This window comes from Sphingosinicella sp., assembly GCF_013911755.1.
In the GTDB taxonomy this organism is placed as follows: domain Bacteria; phylum Pseudomonadota; class Alphaproteobacteria; order Sphingomonadales; family Sphingomonadaceae; genus Sphingosinicella.
On record NZ_JACESP010000001.1, the window covers coordinates 303,904 to 318,779 of the forward strand.

Here is a 14,876-nt window from a genome sequence, read left to right on the forward strand (position 1 = left end):
CGGCGGGGCTCTTTTTTTGCCCCTGGACGGGAAGGGTGGTTTATTGATCCCGGCTCGGGCCGGGGGCTACGGCGCCGACGGCACCGATGTTGCCGAAGATGTCCTCGAAGAAACCCGAGTCGCGGCCGTAAACCGGCGTCTTGTCGCCCGACGGTATCACTTGAACGATCTGGTCGAGCGTCTGGTCGCGGCTGACGCCGGTCACATTGCCCGCGCTGTCGAAGGTGATCTTCAGCATGTCCTGCGACGTCGGCTTCGACGGGAGGAAGGCCAGCTGGCTCGTCGTGCGGGCGAGATAGTACCAGCTGTTCTCGTCCCACTTGGAAACGAAGGTCGGCCGGCCCAGTGTCTTTTCAACAGAGGCGCGGTTGTCCACGCCCGGCGAGATCGCGGCGATCAGCTCCTGATCGGCAAGGAAGCCCTGCCGGTCGGTGATCCGCGTGCACGCGCCCAGCGCGACGACGATCGCAAGCGTTCCGACAACCCGTTTCACCGACATGGACACTCCTGACCCTGGCCTGATCCTGGCGCGCTCCGCGCATTGACCTCGCGGCCTCGCCACTCAATATGCATGTTGCCGCGGCCCCGCAAGCTGGAGCCGTGCCTCTTCGTTAGCGCTTACAGGATGAAACGGGACTGAACCATGTTGAAATGGCTGCAAAGGCGGAGTGCCGGGGCGGACGGAGAGGTGCGCGCGGCGGAGCTTTACGACGAGATCGTCGCCGTTGCGCGCCGACCGGACTGGTATGTATCGGGCGGCGTGCCCGACACCGTCGACGGCCGTTTCGACATGGTCGTGCTGGCGCTGTCGTTGCTGCTCGTCCGGCTCGAACGCGATGCGGACGATGCGCGCGCGCGTGCGCTTTCCAGCCTGCTCATCGAGCGTTTCGTGGCGGATATGGACGGCAGCTTCCGTGAGATCGGCATCGGCGACATGGTGATCGGCAAGCACATGGGCCGCGCCATGCAGGCGCTCGGCGGCCGGCTCGGCAGCTACCGCGATGCCCTTGCCGCGGATGCGGATTCCGCGCTGCTGCGCACGGCGCTCACCCGCAACGTGCTGCGCGGCGAGGATGTCGCAGCCGACCGGCTGGACTGGCTGGAGCTGAATGTGCGCGAGGAATGGGCGCGCTTCTCCGCGCGGCCGCTTTCGGAGTTTCTGGGATGAGCGAATTCGTGCGCATACTGGCGCTGGACGAGATCGGCGCGGGTGTCGAACGCCGTATCACGGCAAATCCGCAGGAGCGTGCCGCGCTTGCCGCGCGCTTCGATCTGCGGTCGCTGGACCGGCTGGATGCCGTGCTGACAGCCACGCCTGCGCCCGGCGGCGTCCGCCTGACCGGTCGTATCGAGGCCGAAGCGGTGCAGGCCTGCGTTACTTCCGGCGAGGATGTTCCGGCGCACATAGACGAACCTGTGGCACTGCTGTTCCTGCACGATCTCGGGCCGGCCGGCGATGAGGTCGAGCTTCACGAGGCGGACTGCGACGTGCTGCCCATCGAAGGGCGGAGCATCGACCTCGGAGAAGCTGCCGCGCAGACCTTTGGTCTTGCGCTCGACCCCTATCCGCGCGCGTCTGCCGAGGTGCTCGCTGCGGCGCGCAAGCGGCTTTTGAGCGAGGAAGAGGCAGCGGCGCGCGAGGCTGCCGAAAAGGCAAACGCAAGCCCGTTCGCGGTCTTGAAGCGCAACAGCTGAAAAGGAGTGCAAGACCGGGAAGCGTGGCTCCCCGGTCTTGCGTGAGATCAGAGACATGGGACTCTGGTATGGGCGAGAGCCGTTGCCCACGCGGCATCCTCTGCAAGCCCTGTGCCAGCGGCGAATGCAGAGACCGTCTCTGAACGCGGCCAACCCCTTGAATGGTTAATAAAAAGGGCGCCCGAACGGACGCCCCTTCAAACTGTAAATCGTGCCGACAGACTCAGAACGGCACGTCGTCGTCGAGATCGTCGTCGAAGCTCGGCCGGCTGCCCTGGCGCGATCCGCCGCCGCTTGCGCCGCCGAAGCCGCCGCCCGATCCGCCACTCGGCCCACCGCCGCCGTAGTTGCCGCCGCCACCGCCTTCACCGCGGCCATCGAGCAGGGTCAGCTCGCCGCGGAAACGCTGCAGTACTACCTCTGTGGTGTAGCGGTCCTGACCGGACTGGTCCTGCCACTTGCGGGTCTGCAACTGGCCCTCGACATAGACCTTGCTGCCCTTCTTCAGGTACTGCTCGGCAACGCGCGCTAGGTTCTCGTTGAAGATCACGACGTTGTGCCACTCGGTCTTCTCGCGGCGTTCGCCGCTCGCCTTGTCGGTCCAGTTTTCGGATGTGGCGATGCGCATGTTCACGACCTTGCCGCCGCTGCCCATCGTGCGCACTTCCGGGTCCGCGCCGAGATTGCCGATCAATATGACCTTGTTGACGCTGCCCGCCATGCCTTGTCCTTGTTCGCTTGGGGATCAGCCGATGAGTGCCCGGCTGATCCAGTACGTGAGTCCGGCCATGACATAGGCAAGAGCGAACAGGTACGCAAACATGAACAGCGGCCACTTCCACCCGTTGGTCTCGCGCTTCACCACGGCGAGCGTCGAGATGCACTGCGGGGCGAACACAACCCACGCGAGGAAGGCAAGCGCGGTGGGCAGGGGCCACGCCGTGCGCAGCCGTTCGACAAGGCCTTGCTGCAAGGCTTCGTCGTCGTCGGCCTGCAGGCTGTAGATCGTGCCGAGCGCCGCCACGGAGACTTCGCGCGCGGCGAGCGTGGGCAGCATGGTCATGCTGATCTCGTGATTGAAGCCGATGGGAGAGAACACCACTTCGAGCGCGCTGCCGATGCGCCCCGCGATCGAATATTCGATCGGGGATTCGTCGGAGCCTTCGGGGGGCACCGGATAGCTTGCGAACGCCCACAGCAGGATCGTCGAGGCGAGGATGATGCCGCCGGCGCGCTTCATGAAGACGACGCCGCGCTGCCAAAGGCCAATGATAAGGTCGCGAAGGACCGGCCACTGGTATTTCGGCATCTCCATCATGAAGCCGCTGCCGGCGCCGCGCGTTACCGTGCGTCGCAGCACCAGCGCCGCCACCATCGCGCCAACGATGCCGAAGAGATAGAGGCCGAACAGTACGAGGCCCTGCAGGTTCGCGAAGCCCACCTGCCGATCGGGGATGAACGCGGCGATCATTACGGCGTAGACCGGAAGCCGCGCCGAGCACGTCATCAGCGGCGCGATCAGAATGGTGGTCAACCGGTCCTTCGGGTCGTCGATGCTGCGCGTCGCCATGATGCCGGGAATCGCGCAGGCGAAGGAGGAGAGGAGGGGGATGAACGCGCGCCCGTTGAGGCCCACATAGGCCATCAGCCGGTCCATCAGGAACGCCGCGCGCGTCATGTAGCCCGATTGTTCGAGCACGAGGATGAACGCGAACAGGATCAGGATCTGCGGCAGGAACACCACCACGCCGCCGACGCCGGCGAGCACGCCGTCCACGATCATCGATTCCACCCAGCCTTCGGGGATCACGCTGGCCGCGATGGCCTGAAGCGCGGCGATTCCGTCCTCGATCCACGCCATCGGCGCTTCGGCCCAGGCGAACACCGCCTGGAACATGATGAACAGCAGCACGGCTAGGATCACGGGTCCAAACACGGGATGGAGAGCGACATTGTCGATGCGGCGTGTCGCGGCTCCCGCGCCGCCGGAAAGCGTGGTCACCGCGTCGGCGATGCGCTGCGCCTCGTGCTGCAGCGCGCGAATGTCAGCGCCCGGTCCCGCGGGCACGGCCTCGCGCATCAGCATCGTCGCCGTTTCCTGCCCCAGATCGGCAAGACCACGCCGTCGCACGGCAACGGTCGGCACCACGGGAAGCCCGAGAAGCTGGGAGAGCCTCGCCGTGTCGACCTTCGTGCCGTCGCGGTCGGCAAGGTCGATCATGTTGAGCGCGACAACCATCGGCCGCCCGAGCCGCGCGAGTTCGAGCACGAATCGCAGGTGGTTGCGCAGGTTGGTGGCATCCACCACGCAGATGATGGCGTCCGGCGCCCGCTCGATGCCGTGCTCGCCCATCAGAACGTCGCGCGTCACCTGCTCGTCGGGGGAATGCGGGCTGAGGCTGTAGGTGCCGGGCAAGTCGACGATCTCGACGTTCGAACCGTCGGGCAGCTGCATGGCACCGACCTTGCGCTCCACGGTGACGCCCGGATAGTTGCCGACCTTCTGCCGCGCGCCGGTCAGTGCGTTGAACAAGGATGTCTTGCCGGCATTGGGGTTGCCGACCAACGCCACCATCGGCACGGTGGTCACGGCATTCATTCGGCGGCCTCGGCCTGTACCCCGGCAGGTATAACGTTGACCTCGATCAGCCGCGATGCGGCCTTGCGCAATGCGATGACATTGCTGCCCACGCGCAACGCGATCGGGCAACCGCCGATAAGGCCGCGGTGCAGCAGCTCGATCTCGATGCCCTCGTCGAATCCCATTTCACGCAGACGCAGCGCCTCGGCGGCGTGCGTACCGGTTTCCCTGATCTTCACGATGCTGGCGGTTTGCCCGACCTTGAGATCCTCGATCTGCATGAACACTCTGATCTGCCCGTACTGTTGCGAGCGATTATCATGTTCAATGAGGCTTGACTAGGGCAGGCGCGACCTACGCGGCAGGATAACGCAGGCGGCCGAGGAAGCGGGAGAGGCGCGGGCGGTTGCCCGCCTGTTCGCGGAACCGCATCTTGGCCTTTTCCACCTGCATGATCGTGTCGATGCGGCGGCCGAGGAACGCGAACGTTTCCGCGTCGTCCTCGCTTTCGTCCTGCAGCCAATAGAGCAGTGTCGCGGCGTAGACGCCGCCAAGCGACAGGCGCTTGGTATAATGGTTGAAGTCGGTCGCCGTGTCGCCCGCGGCGCGCCACATGGCGTCGGCGCTGCGCCACAGCGTGCGTGCCGAAAGCGCGGCGTTCTGGGGCTGTGCGAGCACGGCGAACGCGCGGCGCACGGCTTCCTTGTGCGGCCGCGCCTGTTCGATGCGGATTCGGATCGCTGTGGTGATACGTTCGCGAATCTTCATGGCGGCGGTTCCGCGCCTCTCCATCTCGGCGGCCATGTCGCGGTCTGTCTTCAGAATCCAGGCATCGATCATCTCGGCCGCGCCGCTGGGGAACACCAGCCGCGCCCGATCCGCCGGTATGCCGACGGCCGCTGCGGCCGCATCGAGCGCCGCCGCGCTCCAGCCGTCGAACGCCACATTGGGTAACAGCGCTTCGATCAAGATCGGACGAAGCTCGTCGAGCGTCATGTCTGCGGGCGTGATGGCGTCGGTCATGGTCATGTGATACACGAGGCGCGTCGGCGCGTCAGCCCTTGCTGCACGCACGCGAATCTGCTAGATCGCGCCCTCTTTCCGCCGAGGCTTGCCTCCGGCGGCTCATTTTATTGTGCCGGGCAAACGGCAAAACTGGATTGGAGTAGACGGCCGCAATGCAAATCATCGTTCGCGACAACAACGTCGATCAGGCCCTTCGTGCGCTCAAGAAGAAGCTGCAGCGTGAAGGCGTCTACCGCGAGATGAAGCTGCGCCGTCACTACGAAAAGCCCTCTGAAAAGCGTGCTCGCGAGAAGGCCGCCGCCGTTCGCCGCGCCCGCAAGCTGGAACGCAAGCGCGCCGAGCGCGACGGCGTTCGTTAAGCCGGTTTCCGGCTCGAAAGGGGCCGGGTCTCGTTCAGGTTTCAGGTCTGGAGTGTGCGCTGATGGCGACTGTTGCGACGCGCGGTAGCGGCCTTGGCCGTTGGGTTCTGCTCATCGCGGTTCTTCTCGTCGGCATGGGCGCACTCGCATGGGCCGGAACACAGAAATTTGCGGTACCCAGCAATATGCAGACGACAGCCTCAGGCTTGATGTACGAAGTGGTCCGCGAAGCCGCCGGCCAGAAGCCGACCGCCGAGGACGTGGTGCTGGTCCACTATGAAGGTCGCCTGCTCGACGGTACCAAGTTCGATTCGAGCTACGATCGCGGCCAGCCCGCTGCCTTCCCGGTGAACGCCGTGATTCCCGGCTGGCAGGAAGGCATCCAGCTGATGTCGAAGGGCTCCAAATACCGCTTCCGCATCCCGCCGCAGCTCGCCTATGGCGCGGAAGGCGCAGGCGGCGTCATCCCGCCGAACGCGACGCTGGAGTTTGATGTCGAGCTCCTCGAAATCGCACCGCGCGAGGCTCTCGAACAGGGTGTGCTGGGTCAGTAAGACGGCTAGTCGCAGTCGGTGAGGGTGGCTGCAGCGCCGATCGTTTCCATCACCCCATCCAGATTTTCCACGATCTCCGCGTTCCAGAACCGCAGCACGCGATAGCCTTCGCCCTCCAGAAACCGGGTTCGCACCGCATCCGCTTCGATCTGGAACGCATGTCCGTCGCCATCGAGTTCGACAATCAGCCGCGCCCGATGACTCGCAAAATCGGCGATGTAAGGTCCGAACGGCACCTGCCTGCGAAACCTCAATCCCGGCAGCCGTTCACGAAGCGCGGACCAAAGTATCCGTTCGAACACGGTCGCGTCTCGCCGTAGTCGCCGTGCGCGGGGGATTGCTCCCGTCATTGGATAGCTTTTCATCCGGCCACCCTCACCCTCCCACCGCTTCGCGGCGGGCCCCTCCCTCTCCCATCAAGGGAGAGGGGATACAGACCAACCTCTCCCTTGATGGGAGAGGTTACGAAGCCTTGGCCGCAGGCCATAGGCGAAGTTGGTGAGGGTGGCTGTGCCGCCGTTACTCTTCCCCGTCCCGCAGCGAAATCCACGCCCGGTCCCCGCGCAGCGCGGTGAACCAGCTCACCGGGTTCCAGAATCGCTGGCTGCCGTCGAGCGAGAAGGTCGTGAACTCGGCGCGGCCGATCACATTCTCGATCGGCAGCAGGCCGAGCCCGCCCTCTTCGGGTGAGAAGCGGCTGTCGGCGGAACGGTCGCGGTTGTCGCCCATCAGGAACACATGGCCCTGCGGCACGAGCACGGGCGGTGTATCGTCGGCGTAGCTGAACAGCAGGTCGAGTACGGCATAGCTGCGCCCGCCGGGCAGCGTTTCGATGAAGCGCGGATAGCGGCAGAAGCGTGTTCCATCGGCCTCGGTCACGCGGAACTCCGGCCGCGCGCAGGGCATGTTCTCGGTTTCCAGAATCATCGTCGGCGATGCCGCCCGCTTCGGCACGGCGGTGTTGTTGAGGAAGAGCACGCCGCCCTGCATCTGTACGGTGTCGCCGGGCAGGCCGATCACGCGCTTGATCCAGTCCTTGTGGTCGCTCGGCGACTTCACGACCACGATGTCGCCGCGTTCTGGGAGCTTGCCGAACGCGCGGCCCTCCATCTTCGGCAGCACGGGCAGGAAGGGCGAGAGGTAGGAAAAGCCGTAGGGATATTTGCTGACGACGAGACGGTCGCCCACCAGAAGCGTCGGCACCATCGATTCCGAAGGGATGAAGAAGGGCTTGGCGACGAAGGACCAGATGCCCATCACCGCGATGCCGAGGAGCGCCGCGTAGCGCAGCTCCTTCTTCCAGTCGATGCCCGGTTTCCTGCCGCTCACAGTGCCCGCGCCGTGATGAGCACCATCGCCTGCGCCCACGGGTGGTCGTCGGTCAGTGTCAGGTGGATGTCGAGCGTGTGTCCCTCGGGCGTGATCTCAGCAAGCCGTAGCGCCGCGCCGCCGGTCAGTGCCAGCGTCGGCTGGCCCGAGGGGAGGTTGATGACGCCCATGTCGCGCAGGAACACGCCGCGCCGGAAGCCGGTGCCGAGCGCCTTCGAGCAGGCCTCCTTCGCCGCGAAGCGCTTGGCGTAGGAGGCGGCGCGCGTCAGCACGCGGCGTTCTGAGCGGGCGATCTCGATCTCGGTGAACACGCGGTTGATGAAGCGCACGCCGAACCGGTCGAGGCTCGACTGGATTCGCTCGATGTTGCAGAGGTCAGAGCCGAGGCCGACGACGTGTGGCAGGATCAGGCTCCCGGGGCGGTGGATGCGGCGCGGGCTTCGTCCATCAGCCGCCGCATTTCGCGGATCGCGGCGTCGAGACCGATGAACACAGCCTCCCCGACAAGGAAATGCCCGATATTGAGCTCGACGACTTCGGGAATCGCCGCGATCGGGGCCACGTTGTCGAAGCGCAGGCCGTGCCCGGCGTGCACCTCGAGGCCGCGCTTCGCCGCCAGCGTGGCGCCTGCGATCAGGCGCTCCAGCTCTTCGTCGCGTGACATACCTTCGGTCAGCGCATAGCGGCCGGTGTGCAGCTCGACGACCGCGGCACCCATTGCGGCGGATGCCTCGATCTGCTCGGGGTCGGGCTCGATGAACAGGCTCACGCGGCAGCCGCGCCCGGAGAGGCGTTCTACGAAGGTTCGCAGATTGGGCTGGTTGCCGACAACGTCGAGACCGCCCTCGGTCGTGCGCTCCTCGCGTCGCTCGGGCACGATGCAGACAGCATGCGGCGCATGGCGGAGCGCGATGTCCAGCATCTCCTCGGTCGCCGCCATTTCGAGGTTGAGCGGCAGGTCGATCTCGGCGGCGAGGCGGGCGATGTCGTCGTCGCTGATGTGCCGCCGGTCTTCGCGCAGGTGCGCGGTGATGCCGTCCGCACCCGCTGCCGCCGCGATCAGCGCTGCTTTCACGGGATCGGGATGCACGCCCCCGCGCGCGTTGCGGATCGTGGCGACGTGATCGATGTTGACGCCGAGGCGCAGCGGGCTCACGCGGCCGCCCTCGACCCGGGCTTCACTGCGGGCAGTGCGGCGAGGTCCTGCGGCAGCCGGTCGGCGGCGTATGTCGGGACATCAAGACGGATCAGCGAATAGAGCGGCACGCCGATGTCGGCGGCGCCGTTCGAGCGATCGACGAGGCAGCCGCCCGCGATCACCTTGCCGCCCGCCGCTTCGATGGCCGCGATGGCCTCGCGCGAGGAGAGCCCGGTCGTCACCACGTCTTCCATCATCAGTACCTTCGTGCCCGGTTCCAGCCGGAAACCGCGCCTCAGCTCGAATGTTCCCTGGGGCCGCTCGACGAACATCGAATCGACGCCGAGCGCGCGCGCCACTTCGTAACCGATGATGAGCCCGCCCATCGCGGGCGCCACCACCGCTTCGATCTGCCCGCGCAGGTCCGCCGGAATTTTCGCTGCGAGCGCCTTTGCCAGCCGTTCGGCGCGCGCCGGGTCCATCAGCACGCGCGCGCACTGCAGGTACTTCGGCGAGCGCAGGCCGGAGGACAGAATGAAATGCCCCTCAAGCAGCGCTTCGGCGGCGCGGAATTCCCCAAGAACCTCTTCGTCTGTCATGCCTTCATGCGCTCCACGGATGTCACGGCGTCGGTCGCCCTTAACGCACCGATGATATTCGTGAGATGCGCCAGATTGTCCACCTCGACATCGACCACGAAGGTGTGGAAATCGCGGTCGCGGTGGTGCGTGCGCATGTTCACGATGTTGGCGCCCTGCTTTGCAAGCACGCCCGTCATCGTGGCGAGGCTGCCTGTTTCGTTGCGAAGCACCGCGGAAAGCCGCACGACCGCGCCGTCATTGTCGTCGCCCCAACCAAGATCGAGCCATTCGCGCCCGTCCGCGTCGGCGAGCGTTGAGCAGTCGATCGTGTGCACGTCGATGCTGCCGCTCTGGCGCCGGATGCCGATGATGCGGTCGCCGGGGATCGGGCTGCAGCACTGAGCGAGATGCACTGAAACGCCGGGCGTGAGACCCTTGATCGAAAGCTTCGCCTTGGGGTTGCGCTTCGCCCGCCGCTTGGCGCGCGCGTTTAGGATGCGCCCCGGCAGCAGCGCGTCGATCACGGCGTCGTCCTCGATCCGGTGCGCGGCAAGCCCCATTACAAGGTCGTCGCGATCCTGCAGGCCGAGGCGGCCGAGCGCATCCGTGATCGCGGTGTCGTTCAGCTTCACGTCGAGCCGCTTGATGATATCGGCAAGCAGGCGTTCGCCGAGAGCGGCCTGTTCCTCGTGCTCCTTGTGGCGAATGAAGCGGCGGATCGCGGCGCGCGCCTTTGCCGTCACCACGAAGCTCTCCCACGTCGCGTCGGGCTGCTGGCGGGCGGAGCGCAGGATTTCCACCTGGTCGCCGTTCGCAAGCGTCGTGCGCAGCGGCACGACGCGCCCGTTCACCTTGGCGCCCACGGTTGTTTCGCCGATCTTCGAATGCACTGCATAGGCGAAATCCACCGGCGTCGCGCCGCGGGGCAACTGGATCAGTTCGCCCTTGGGGGTGAAGCAGAACACCTGGTCCTGATAGAGGCCGAGCTTGGCGTTCTCCATCAGCTCTTCGGGGCTTCCCGCCTGATCCAGGATTTCGAGAAGGTCGGAAAGCCAAGGGTAACGCTCGGAAGCGCGCGCGTTTTCGTCCTGCTTGTAGGCCCAGTGGGCGGCAAGGCCCATTTCGGCCTGTTCGTGCATCCCGCGCGTGCGGATCTGGATTTCCACGCGCATCTGTTCGCCGTGGATGATCGTGGTGTGCAGCGAGCGGTAACCATTGCGCTTGGGCGTCGAGATGAAATCCTTGAACCGCCCCGGTACCATCGGCCAGCGCTGGTGGATGACACCGAGCGCACGGTAGCAGTCGTCCGGCCGGTTCACGATCACGCGGAACGCAATCACGTCCGAAAGCTGCTCGAACGGGATGTGCCGTTCCTGCATCTTGCGCCAGATCGAAAACGGCCGCTTCTCGCGTCCTGCCACATCGGCATCGACACCGTGGCTGCCGAGCACGTCCTTGATCTCCGTGCTGATCCGCGTCAGCTGGTCGCCACCCGCGGCGCGCAGGCGTTCGAGCCGGGTGGTGATGGACTGGTAGGCTTCCGGTTCCAGCTCCCGGAACGAGACCTGCTTCATCTCGTCCATGAACTCGTACATGCCGATCCGCTCGGCGAGCGGCGCGTAAATGTCCATGGTTTCGCGGGCGATGCGTTTGCGCTTCTCCGGGTCCTTGATGAAGTGCAGCGTGCGCATGTTGTGCAGCCGGTCGGCGAGCTTCACCAGCAGCACGCGAATGTCGTCGGACATCGCGAGCAGGAACTTGCGGAAATTCTCGGCGGCGCGCTCGCTTTCGGTCTGCGCCTCGATGCGGGAGAGCTTGGTCACGCCGTCCACGAGCCGCGCGACGTTTTTGCCAAAGAGCGCCTCGACCTCTTCCGGTGTCGCGACCGTATCTTCCAGCGTGTCGTGCAGAATGGCGGTGGCGATCGTCTCGTCGTCGAGCTTCAGGTCGGTCAGGATGCCCGCCACCTCGATGGGGTGCGAGAAATAGGGGTCGCCACTCGCGCGAAGCTGGCTGCCGTGCGCCTTCACGGAAAACACATAGGCGCGGTTCAGCAAATCCTCGTCCGCGCTGGGATCGTAGGCCTTTACCTTCTCGACAAGTTCGAACTGCCTGAGCACACGCGCCTTTCTTTCATCCTCCCGTCACTATTTGGGGGCATGGGGCGGTGCGGGGCAAGGGGAGAGTTGATCGTTTTATGCGGCAGACGCTTTCATCGGCAAGTGCGTGTTGCGCAGGACGTTTCTGACTTTCAGCTCTTGAGTTCGCAGCGTCCTCTGTCGTTTTGTGTGAAACAGTGTTGTTCGGGGGAAAACAGAGAAATGCAATTTCATTTCTCAAAAGTAACGCTGGCGATTTTCCTGTCTTTACTCGCGGCACGGTTCGCCGTCGCGGCTCCGCCACCCGTCGAGATCTATGGGCAATTGCCCGGCTTCGAGATGGCTGCGATTTCCGGTTCCGGTGAACGCATCGCAGTTGTCGGCGTTGCCGCCGACGCGCGCAGGCTGATGGTTGTCGACAGGAACAACCAGCTCCTGCTCGCGGTGCCCCTGGGCGATAACAAGCTGCGCGATGTGTACTGGGCCGGGGAAGACCGGCTCCTGCTCGAAACGAGCCACACGGTTGATCTGGGGCCGAATTTTACGGCGGCACAGGCCGAACTCTCCTCAATCACCGTCGTGCCGCTGAATGGCGGCGCGGTCTGGAACATTTTCGACAAAACCAGGGAGATCACCGGCGGCGTTCGCGGATATTACGGGGCGATCGAAAAGCAGGGGCGCTGGTACGGCTATTTCGGCGGTATAACGCTCGCCGGCAATTCGCGGGATGGGCTTCACCTCGGAAACACATCGCCCGAGCTCTACGAAGTCGATCTGGAGACTGGCAGGCCCAGCCGGGTTGCGCGCCGTACCAACGGCCCGGAAACGTACCGGCGCTGGCTGCTCGATGAAAACGGCGCGGTGGCGGCGACGCTGGATTTCTCATCGCGGCAAGGCGACTGGCAGATCAAAACACCCGACAATCGCACGATCGTTTCTGGCAGGGCGCCTTTCGGAGATGTCGGCCTCGTGGGTCTCGGCAGTACGGCCGGCACGCTGGTTTACCGGATCGTCGACGAGGAAACAGGCGATCCGCGCTGGATCGAGCAGCCCTTGGCGGGCGGGCAGGGCAAGGAAATCACGTTTGGCGAGCAGGCGCGATGGCGGCTCACCGACAGGCGTACGCGCAGGATTATCGGGCATGTCGTCGAAGGCGACGTGCCGGTGGTGCGCTTCCACGACGCCCAGCGCGAAAAGGCGATGGAAGCGACGCGGAAGGCCTTTTCCGGCAAGCGCGTCGATCTCATCGACTGGAACGACGCCTTCGACCGCCTGATCGTGCGCACCGAGGCAACGGGCGAACCGCCGACATGGTGGATCGTCGACATCAAGGGCCGCTCAGCGAAGGTGCTCGGCGTTTCCTACACGGTCAAACCCGCGGATGTCGGACCCGTGCGAATGGTGTCCTACAAGGCGGGAGACGGGCTCGAGATGGCGGGTGTTCTCACGCTGCCGCCGCACCGCGAGGCGAAGGCCCTGCCGGTGGTCGTGCTCCCACATGGCGGCCCCGCCTCACGCGACTACCCGGTGTTCGACTGGTGGGCGCAGGCGTTCGCTTCACGCGGATACGCCGTGTTCCAACCGAATTTCCGCGGCTCGACCGGCCTTGGAACGGACTTTGAGCGGGCAGGGTACGGCGAATGGGGCCGCAAGATGCAGACCGACATTTCGGATGGGCTAGCCGAACTCGTGCGGCAGGGGCTCGTCGATCCGAAACGCGCGTGCATCATGGGCGCAAGTTACGGCGGCTATGCGGCGCTCGCGGGTGTCACGCTCCAGCAGGGGCTCTATCGCTGTGCCGTCTCCGTCGCAGGCGTCAGCGACGTGAAGCGCCTGTATACGACCGAGGCGCGGGAAAGCGGGTTCAACAAGACCCTGATCCGCTCGCTTAAGGCAGAGATCGGCTTTGGGCGGGATCTCGATGTCGTTTCGCCGCTTCGCCTTGCGGAGCAAGCGGACGCGCCGGTCCTGCTCGTGCACGGCAAGGACGACACGGTGGTTCTCCACGAGCAGAGTGCGGCGATGCACCGCGCGCTGCAGAGAGCCAAAAGGCCCGTAGAGTTCGTCACGCTGAAAGGCGAGGATCACTGGCTTTCCAAAAGCGAAACGCGGCTTGCCATGCTGAAGGCTGCGCTTGCTTTCGTCGAGAAACACAACCCTCCGACGCCCTGAAATGGGCTGCTGCGCTTGAAGGACGTTAGGAGAAACGAAAGCCAGAGATCGCGGTTTCGAGAACCTGCTCCCGATAATCGCTCCGGCCCGGCCTATCCGATGCGCCGGCCGCGACCATAAGCGGGATCAGGTGCTCCTCGCGCGGGTGGCTGGCGCGGGCCGCGGGGGCGTCTTCCCAGCGGGTAAGCTCTGCGGCGCGGATATCTGCATCCGCTTCCACGGCCCTGGTCAGCCAGGCGTCGAATGCATCCGAAGGCGCGGTGAAGCGCGGGTCGCCGTAGCCGCGCATATTGTGGAAGCTCATGCCCGAGCCAATGATGAGCACGCCCTCATCGCGCAAAGGGGCGAGCGCGGGGCCCGCTGCGAGGTGAAGCGCGGGATCGAGGCCGCGATCGATCGACATTTCGACGACCGGTATCGCTGCGTCCGGGAAGGCCACCTTCAGCGGAATGAAGACGCCGTGATCGAGCCCGCGCGCTGCATCGATGCTCGCCGGCAGACGGGCGTCGCGAAACAGCGCCGTAGCGCGCGCCGCGAGCGTGGGGTCGCCCGGCGCGTCGTAGCGTAGTTCATAGGTGTGCGGCGGGAAGTTGTAATAGTCGTACACCAGCGCCGGATGTTCAGCCCCCGTGAAGGCGAATCCTTCTGTCTCCCAATGGCCGGAAACGACGAGAATGGCACGGGGCCTTGCGGGCAGGGTTGCCGCGATGCCCCGGAGATACGCCTCCATACCGCGCCAGATGCCGCGCGGGTCGTCCATGAAGAAGCACGGGCCGCCGCCGTGCGGAATGAACAATGCGGGCTGTTTACTGTCGTGCATGAACGCGATGTGGGGCGCGGGCACGGCTTTGCAAAGCGCCGATTTCGCAAACCGGGGTTGCGCGGCCGGTAACGCTGCGCCTGAAACGAAAACGGCGGGGAAGACCCCCGCCGTTTCAGTTCATTGTTTGCGCCCGATCAGTCGTAGTCGGGAACGATCGGCGTCGGCTTGGGCGGCGCGGCGGCGGTGAGGCGGAGCGCTTCGGCGCTCTCGGCGAGGCTGCCGATCTCGTCCACCGTGTCTTCGTCGTCCATGATTACGCGCTGCATGCCCGAAACCAGCGCTTCGTTCAGCTGCACCGGCTTCACGGTTTCCTCGGCGATCTCGCGCAGCGCGACGACCGGATTCTTGTCGCGGTCGCGATCGATGGTCAGTTCCGCGCCGCTCGAAATCTGGCGCGCGCGCTGGCCTGCGAGCAGCACGAGTTCGAAACGGTTGGGAACCTTGTCTACGCAATCTTCGACGGTGACGCGCGCCATCGGGCAAACTCCAGCAAAAATCGGGAAATTCGTAAGGGCCGCG

18 protein-coding genes are annotated in these 14,876 nt (G+C 65.2%); 5 read left to right on the forward strand and 13 right to left on the reverse strand.

The genetic code is table 11. The features are described 5' to 3' along the window. Positions 1-40: 40 nt before the first annotated feature. Positions 41-499 (reverse strand): outer membrane protein assembly factor BamE, encoded by a 459-nt coding sequence (bamE, locus tag H2052_RS01595; RefSeq protein ID WP_293777087.1) that lies wholly within the window; start codon positions 497-499, stop codon positions 41-43. Positions 500-643: 144 nt separating this feature from the next. Between bamE and H2052_RS01600 the strand changes: the two genes are divergently transcribed. Together H2052_RS01600 and H2052_RS01605 are read left to right on the forward strand one after the other, a co-directional pair. Then, on the forward strand, positions 644-1,168 hold the full coding sequence (locus H2052_RS01600) for a ubiquinol-cytochrome C chaperone family protein (protein ID WP_293777090.1): 525 nt from the start codon (positions 644-646) through the stop codon (positions 1,166-1,168). Continuing rightward, complete coding sequence (locus H2052_RS01605) at positions 1,165-1,695, forward strand: DUF177 domain-containing protein (RefSeq protein WP_293777092.1); 531 nt, start codon at positions 1,165-1,167, stop codon at positions 1,693-1,695. The genes H2052_RS01600 and H2052_RS01605 overlap by 4 nt, the downstream gene beginning before the upstream one ends. A 223-nt stretch (positions 1,696-1,918) precedes the next feature. Here H2052_RS01605 and ssb read toward each other — a convergent pair whose 3' ends face one another. The 4 genes from ssb to H2052_RS01625 all read right to left on the reverse strand — a co-directional run bounded on the left by ssb (position 1,919) and on the right by H2052_RS01625 (position 5,350). Next, a complete protein-coding gene (ssb, locus tag H2052_RS01610; protein WP_293777095.1) occupies positions 1,919-2,416 on the reverse strand; it encodes a single-stranded DNA-binding protein in 498 nt (165 codons plus the stop codon). 24 nt (positions 2,417-2,440) lie between these two features. Further along, the gene (locus H2052_RS01615; protein ID WP_293777098.1) at positions 2,441-4,294 is read right to left on the reverse strand and encodes a ferrous iron transporter B; all 1,854 of its coding nucleotides are present in this window, start codon (positions 4,292-4,294) and stop codon (positions 2,441-2,443) included. Next, the gene (locus tag H2052_RS01620) at positions 4,291-4,557 is read right to left on the reverse strand and encodes a FeoA family protein (protein ID WP_293777231.1); all 267 of its coding nucleotides are present in this window, start codon (positions 4,555-4,557) and stop codon (positions 4,291-4,293) included. Before H2052_RS01620 ends, H2052_RS01615 begins: the two co-directional genes overlap by 4 nt. 73 nt (positions 4,558-4,630) lie before the next feature. Further along, positions 4,631-5,350: a COQ9 family protein gene (locus H2052_RS01625; RefSeq protein ID WP_366484162.1), complete on the reverse strand. Its 720-nt coding sequence runs from the start codon at positions 5,348-5,350 to the stop codon at positions 4,631-4,633. A gap of 104 nt (positions 5,351-5,454) precedes the next feature. Between H2052_RS01625 and rpsU the strand changes: the two genes are divergently transcribed. Then, positions 5,455-5,661 carry a 30S ribosomal protein S21 gene (gene rpsU / locus H2052_RS01630; RefSeq protein ID WP_004208618.1) on the forward strand — a complete coding sequence of 69 codons (207 nt, stop codon included), beginning with the start codon at positions 5,455-5,457 and terminating at the stop codon, positions 5,659-5,661. Positions 5,662-5,723: 62 nt separating this feature from the next. After that, positions 5,724-6,215, forward strand: a complete 492-nt coding sequence (locus tag H2052_RS01635; RefSeq protein WP_293777147.1) for an FKBP-type peptidyl-prolyl cis-trans isomerase — start codon at positions 5,724-5,726, stop codon at positions 6,213-6,215. A 5-nt stretch (positions 6,216-6,220) separates the two neighbouring features. On the opposite strand, the gene H2052_RS01640 is transcribed toward H2052_RS01635, so the two are convergent. The 6 genes from H2052_RS01640 to H2052_RS01665 all read right to left on the reverse strand — a co-directional run bounded on the left by H2052_RS01640 (position 6,221) and on the right by H2052_RS01665 (position 11,383). Then, entirely contained in the window at positions 6,221-6,565 is a 345-nt protein-coding gene (locus H2052_RS01640; RefSeq protein ID WP_293777149.1) for a DUF559 domain-containing protein, read from the reverse strand. 169 nt (positions 6,566-6,734) lie between these two features. Next, positions 6,735-7,544: a signal peptidase I gene (lepB, locus tag H2052_RS01645; protein WP_293777151.1), complete on the reverse strand. Its 810-nt coding sequence runs from the start codon at positions 7,542-7,544 to the stop codon at positions 6,735-6,737. Beyond that, positions 7,541-7,948 carry a holo-ACP synthase gene (gene acpS, locus H2052_RS01650; protein WP_293777237.1) on the reverse strand — a complete coding sequence of 136 codons (408 nt, stop codon included), beginning with the start codon at positions 7,946-7,948 and terminating at the stop codon, positions 7,541-7,543. Before acpS ends, lepB begins: the two co-directional genes overlap by 4 nt. 2 nt (positions 7,949-7,950) lie before the next feature. Continuing rightward, entirely contained in the window at positions 7,951-8,700 is a 750-nt protein-coding gene (locus H2052_RS01655; protein ID WP_293777154.1) for a pyridoxine 5'-phosphate synthase, read from the reverse strand. Next, positions 8,697-9,281, reverse strand: coding sequence for an orotate phosphoribosyltransferase (pyrE, locus tag H2052_RS01660; protein WP_293777156.1), 585 nt, complete (start codon positions 9,279-9,281; stop codon positions 8,697-8,699). Before pyrE ends, H2052_RS01655 begins: the two co-directional genes overlap by 4 nt. Next, positions 9,278-11,383 carry a bifunctional (p)ppGpp synthetase/guanosine-3',5'-bis(diphosphate) 3'-pyrophosphohydrolase gene (locus tag H2052_RS01665; protein ID WP_293777158.1) on the reverse strand — a complete coding sequence of 702 codons (2,106 nt, stop codon included), beginning with the start codon at positions 11,381-11,383 and terminating at the stop codon, positions 9,278-9,280. The genes pyrE and H2052_RS01665 overlap by 4 nt, the downstream gene beginning before the upstream one ends. Before the next feature lie 201 nt (positions 11,384-11,584). Between H2052_RS01665 and H2052_RS01670 the strand changes: the two genes are divergently transcribed. After that, a complete protein-coding gene (locus H2052_RS01670; RefSeq protein ID WP_293777160.1) occupies positions 11,585-13,534 on the forward strand; it encodes a S9 family peptidase in 1,950 nt (649 codons plus the stop codon). Positions 13,535-13,559: 25 nt separating this feature from the next. Here H2052_RS01670 and H2052_RS01675 read toward each other — a convergent pair whose 3' ends face one another. Beyond that, entirely contained in the window at positions 13,560-14,354 is a 795-nt protein-coding gene (locus H2052_RS01675; RefSeq protein ID WP_293777241.1) for a class III extradiol ring-cleavage dioxygenase, read from the reverse strand. Between the two features lie 137 nt (positions 14,355-14,491). Continuing rightward, a complete protein-coding gene (gene rpoZ / locus H2052_RS01680; RefSeq protein ID WP_293777162.1) occupies positions 14,492-14,833 on the reverse strand; it encodes a DNA-directed RNA polymerase subunit omega in 342 nt (113 codons plus the stop codon). Positions 14,834-14,876 lie beyond the last annotated feature (43 nt).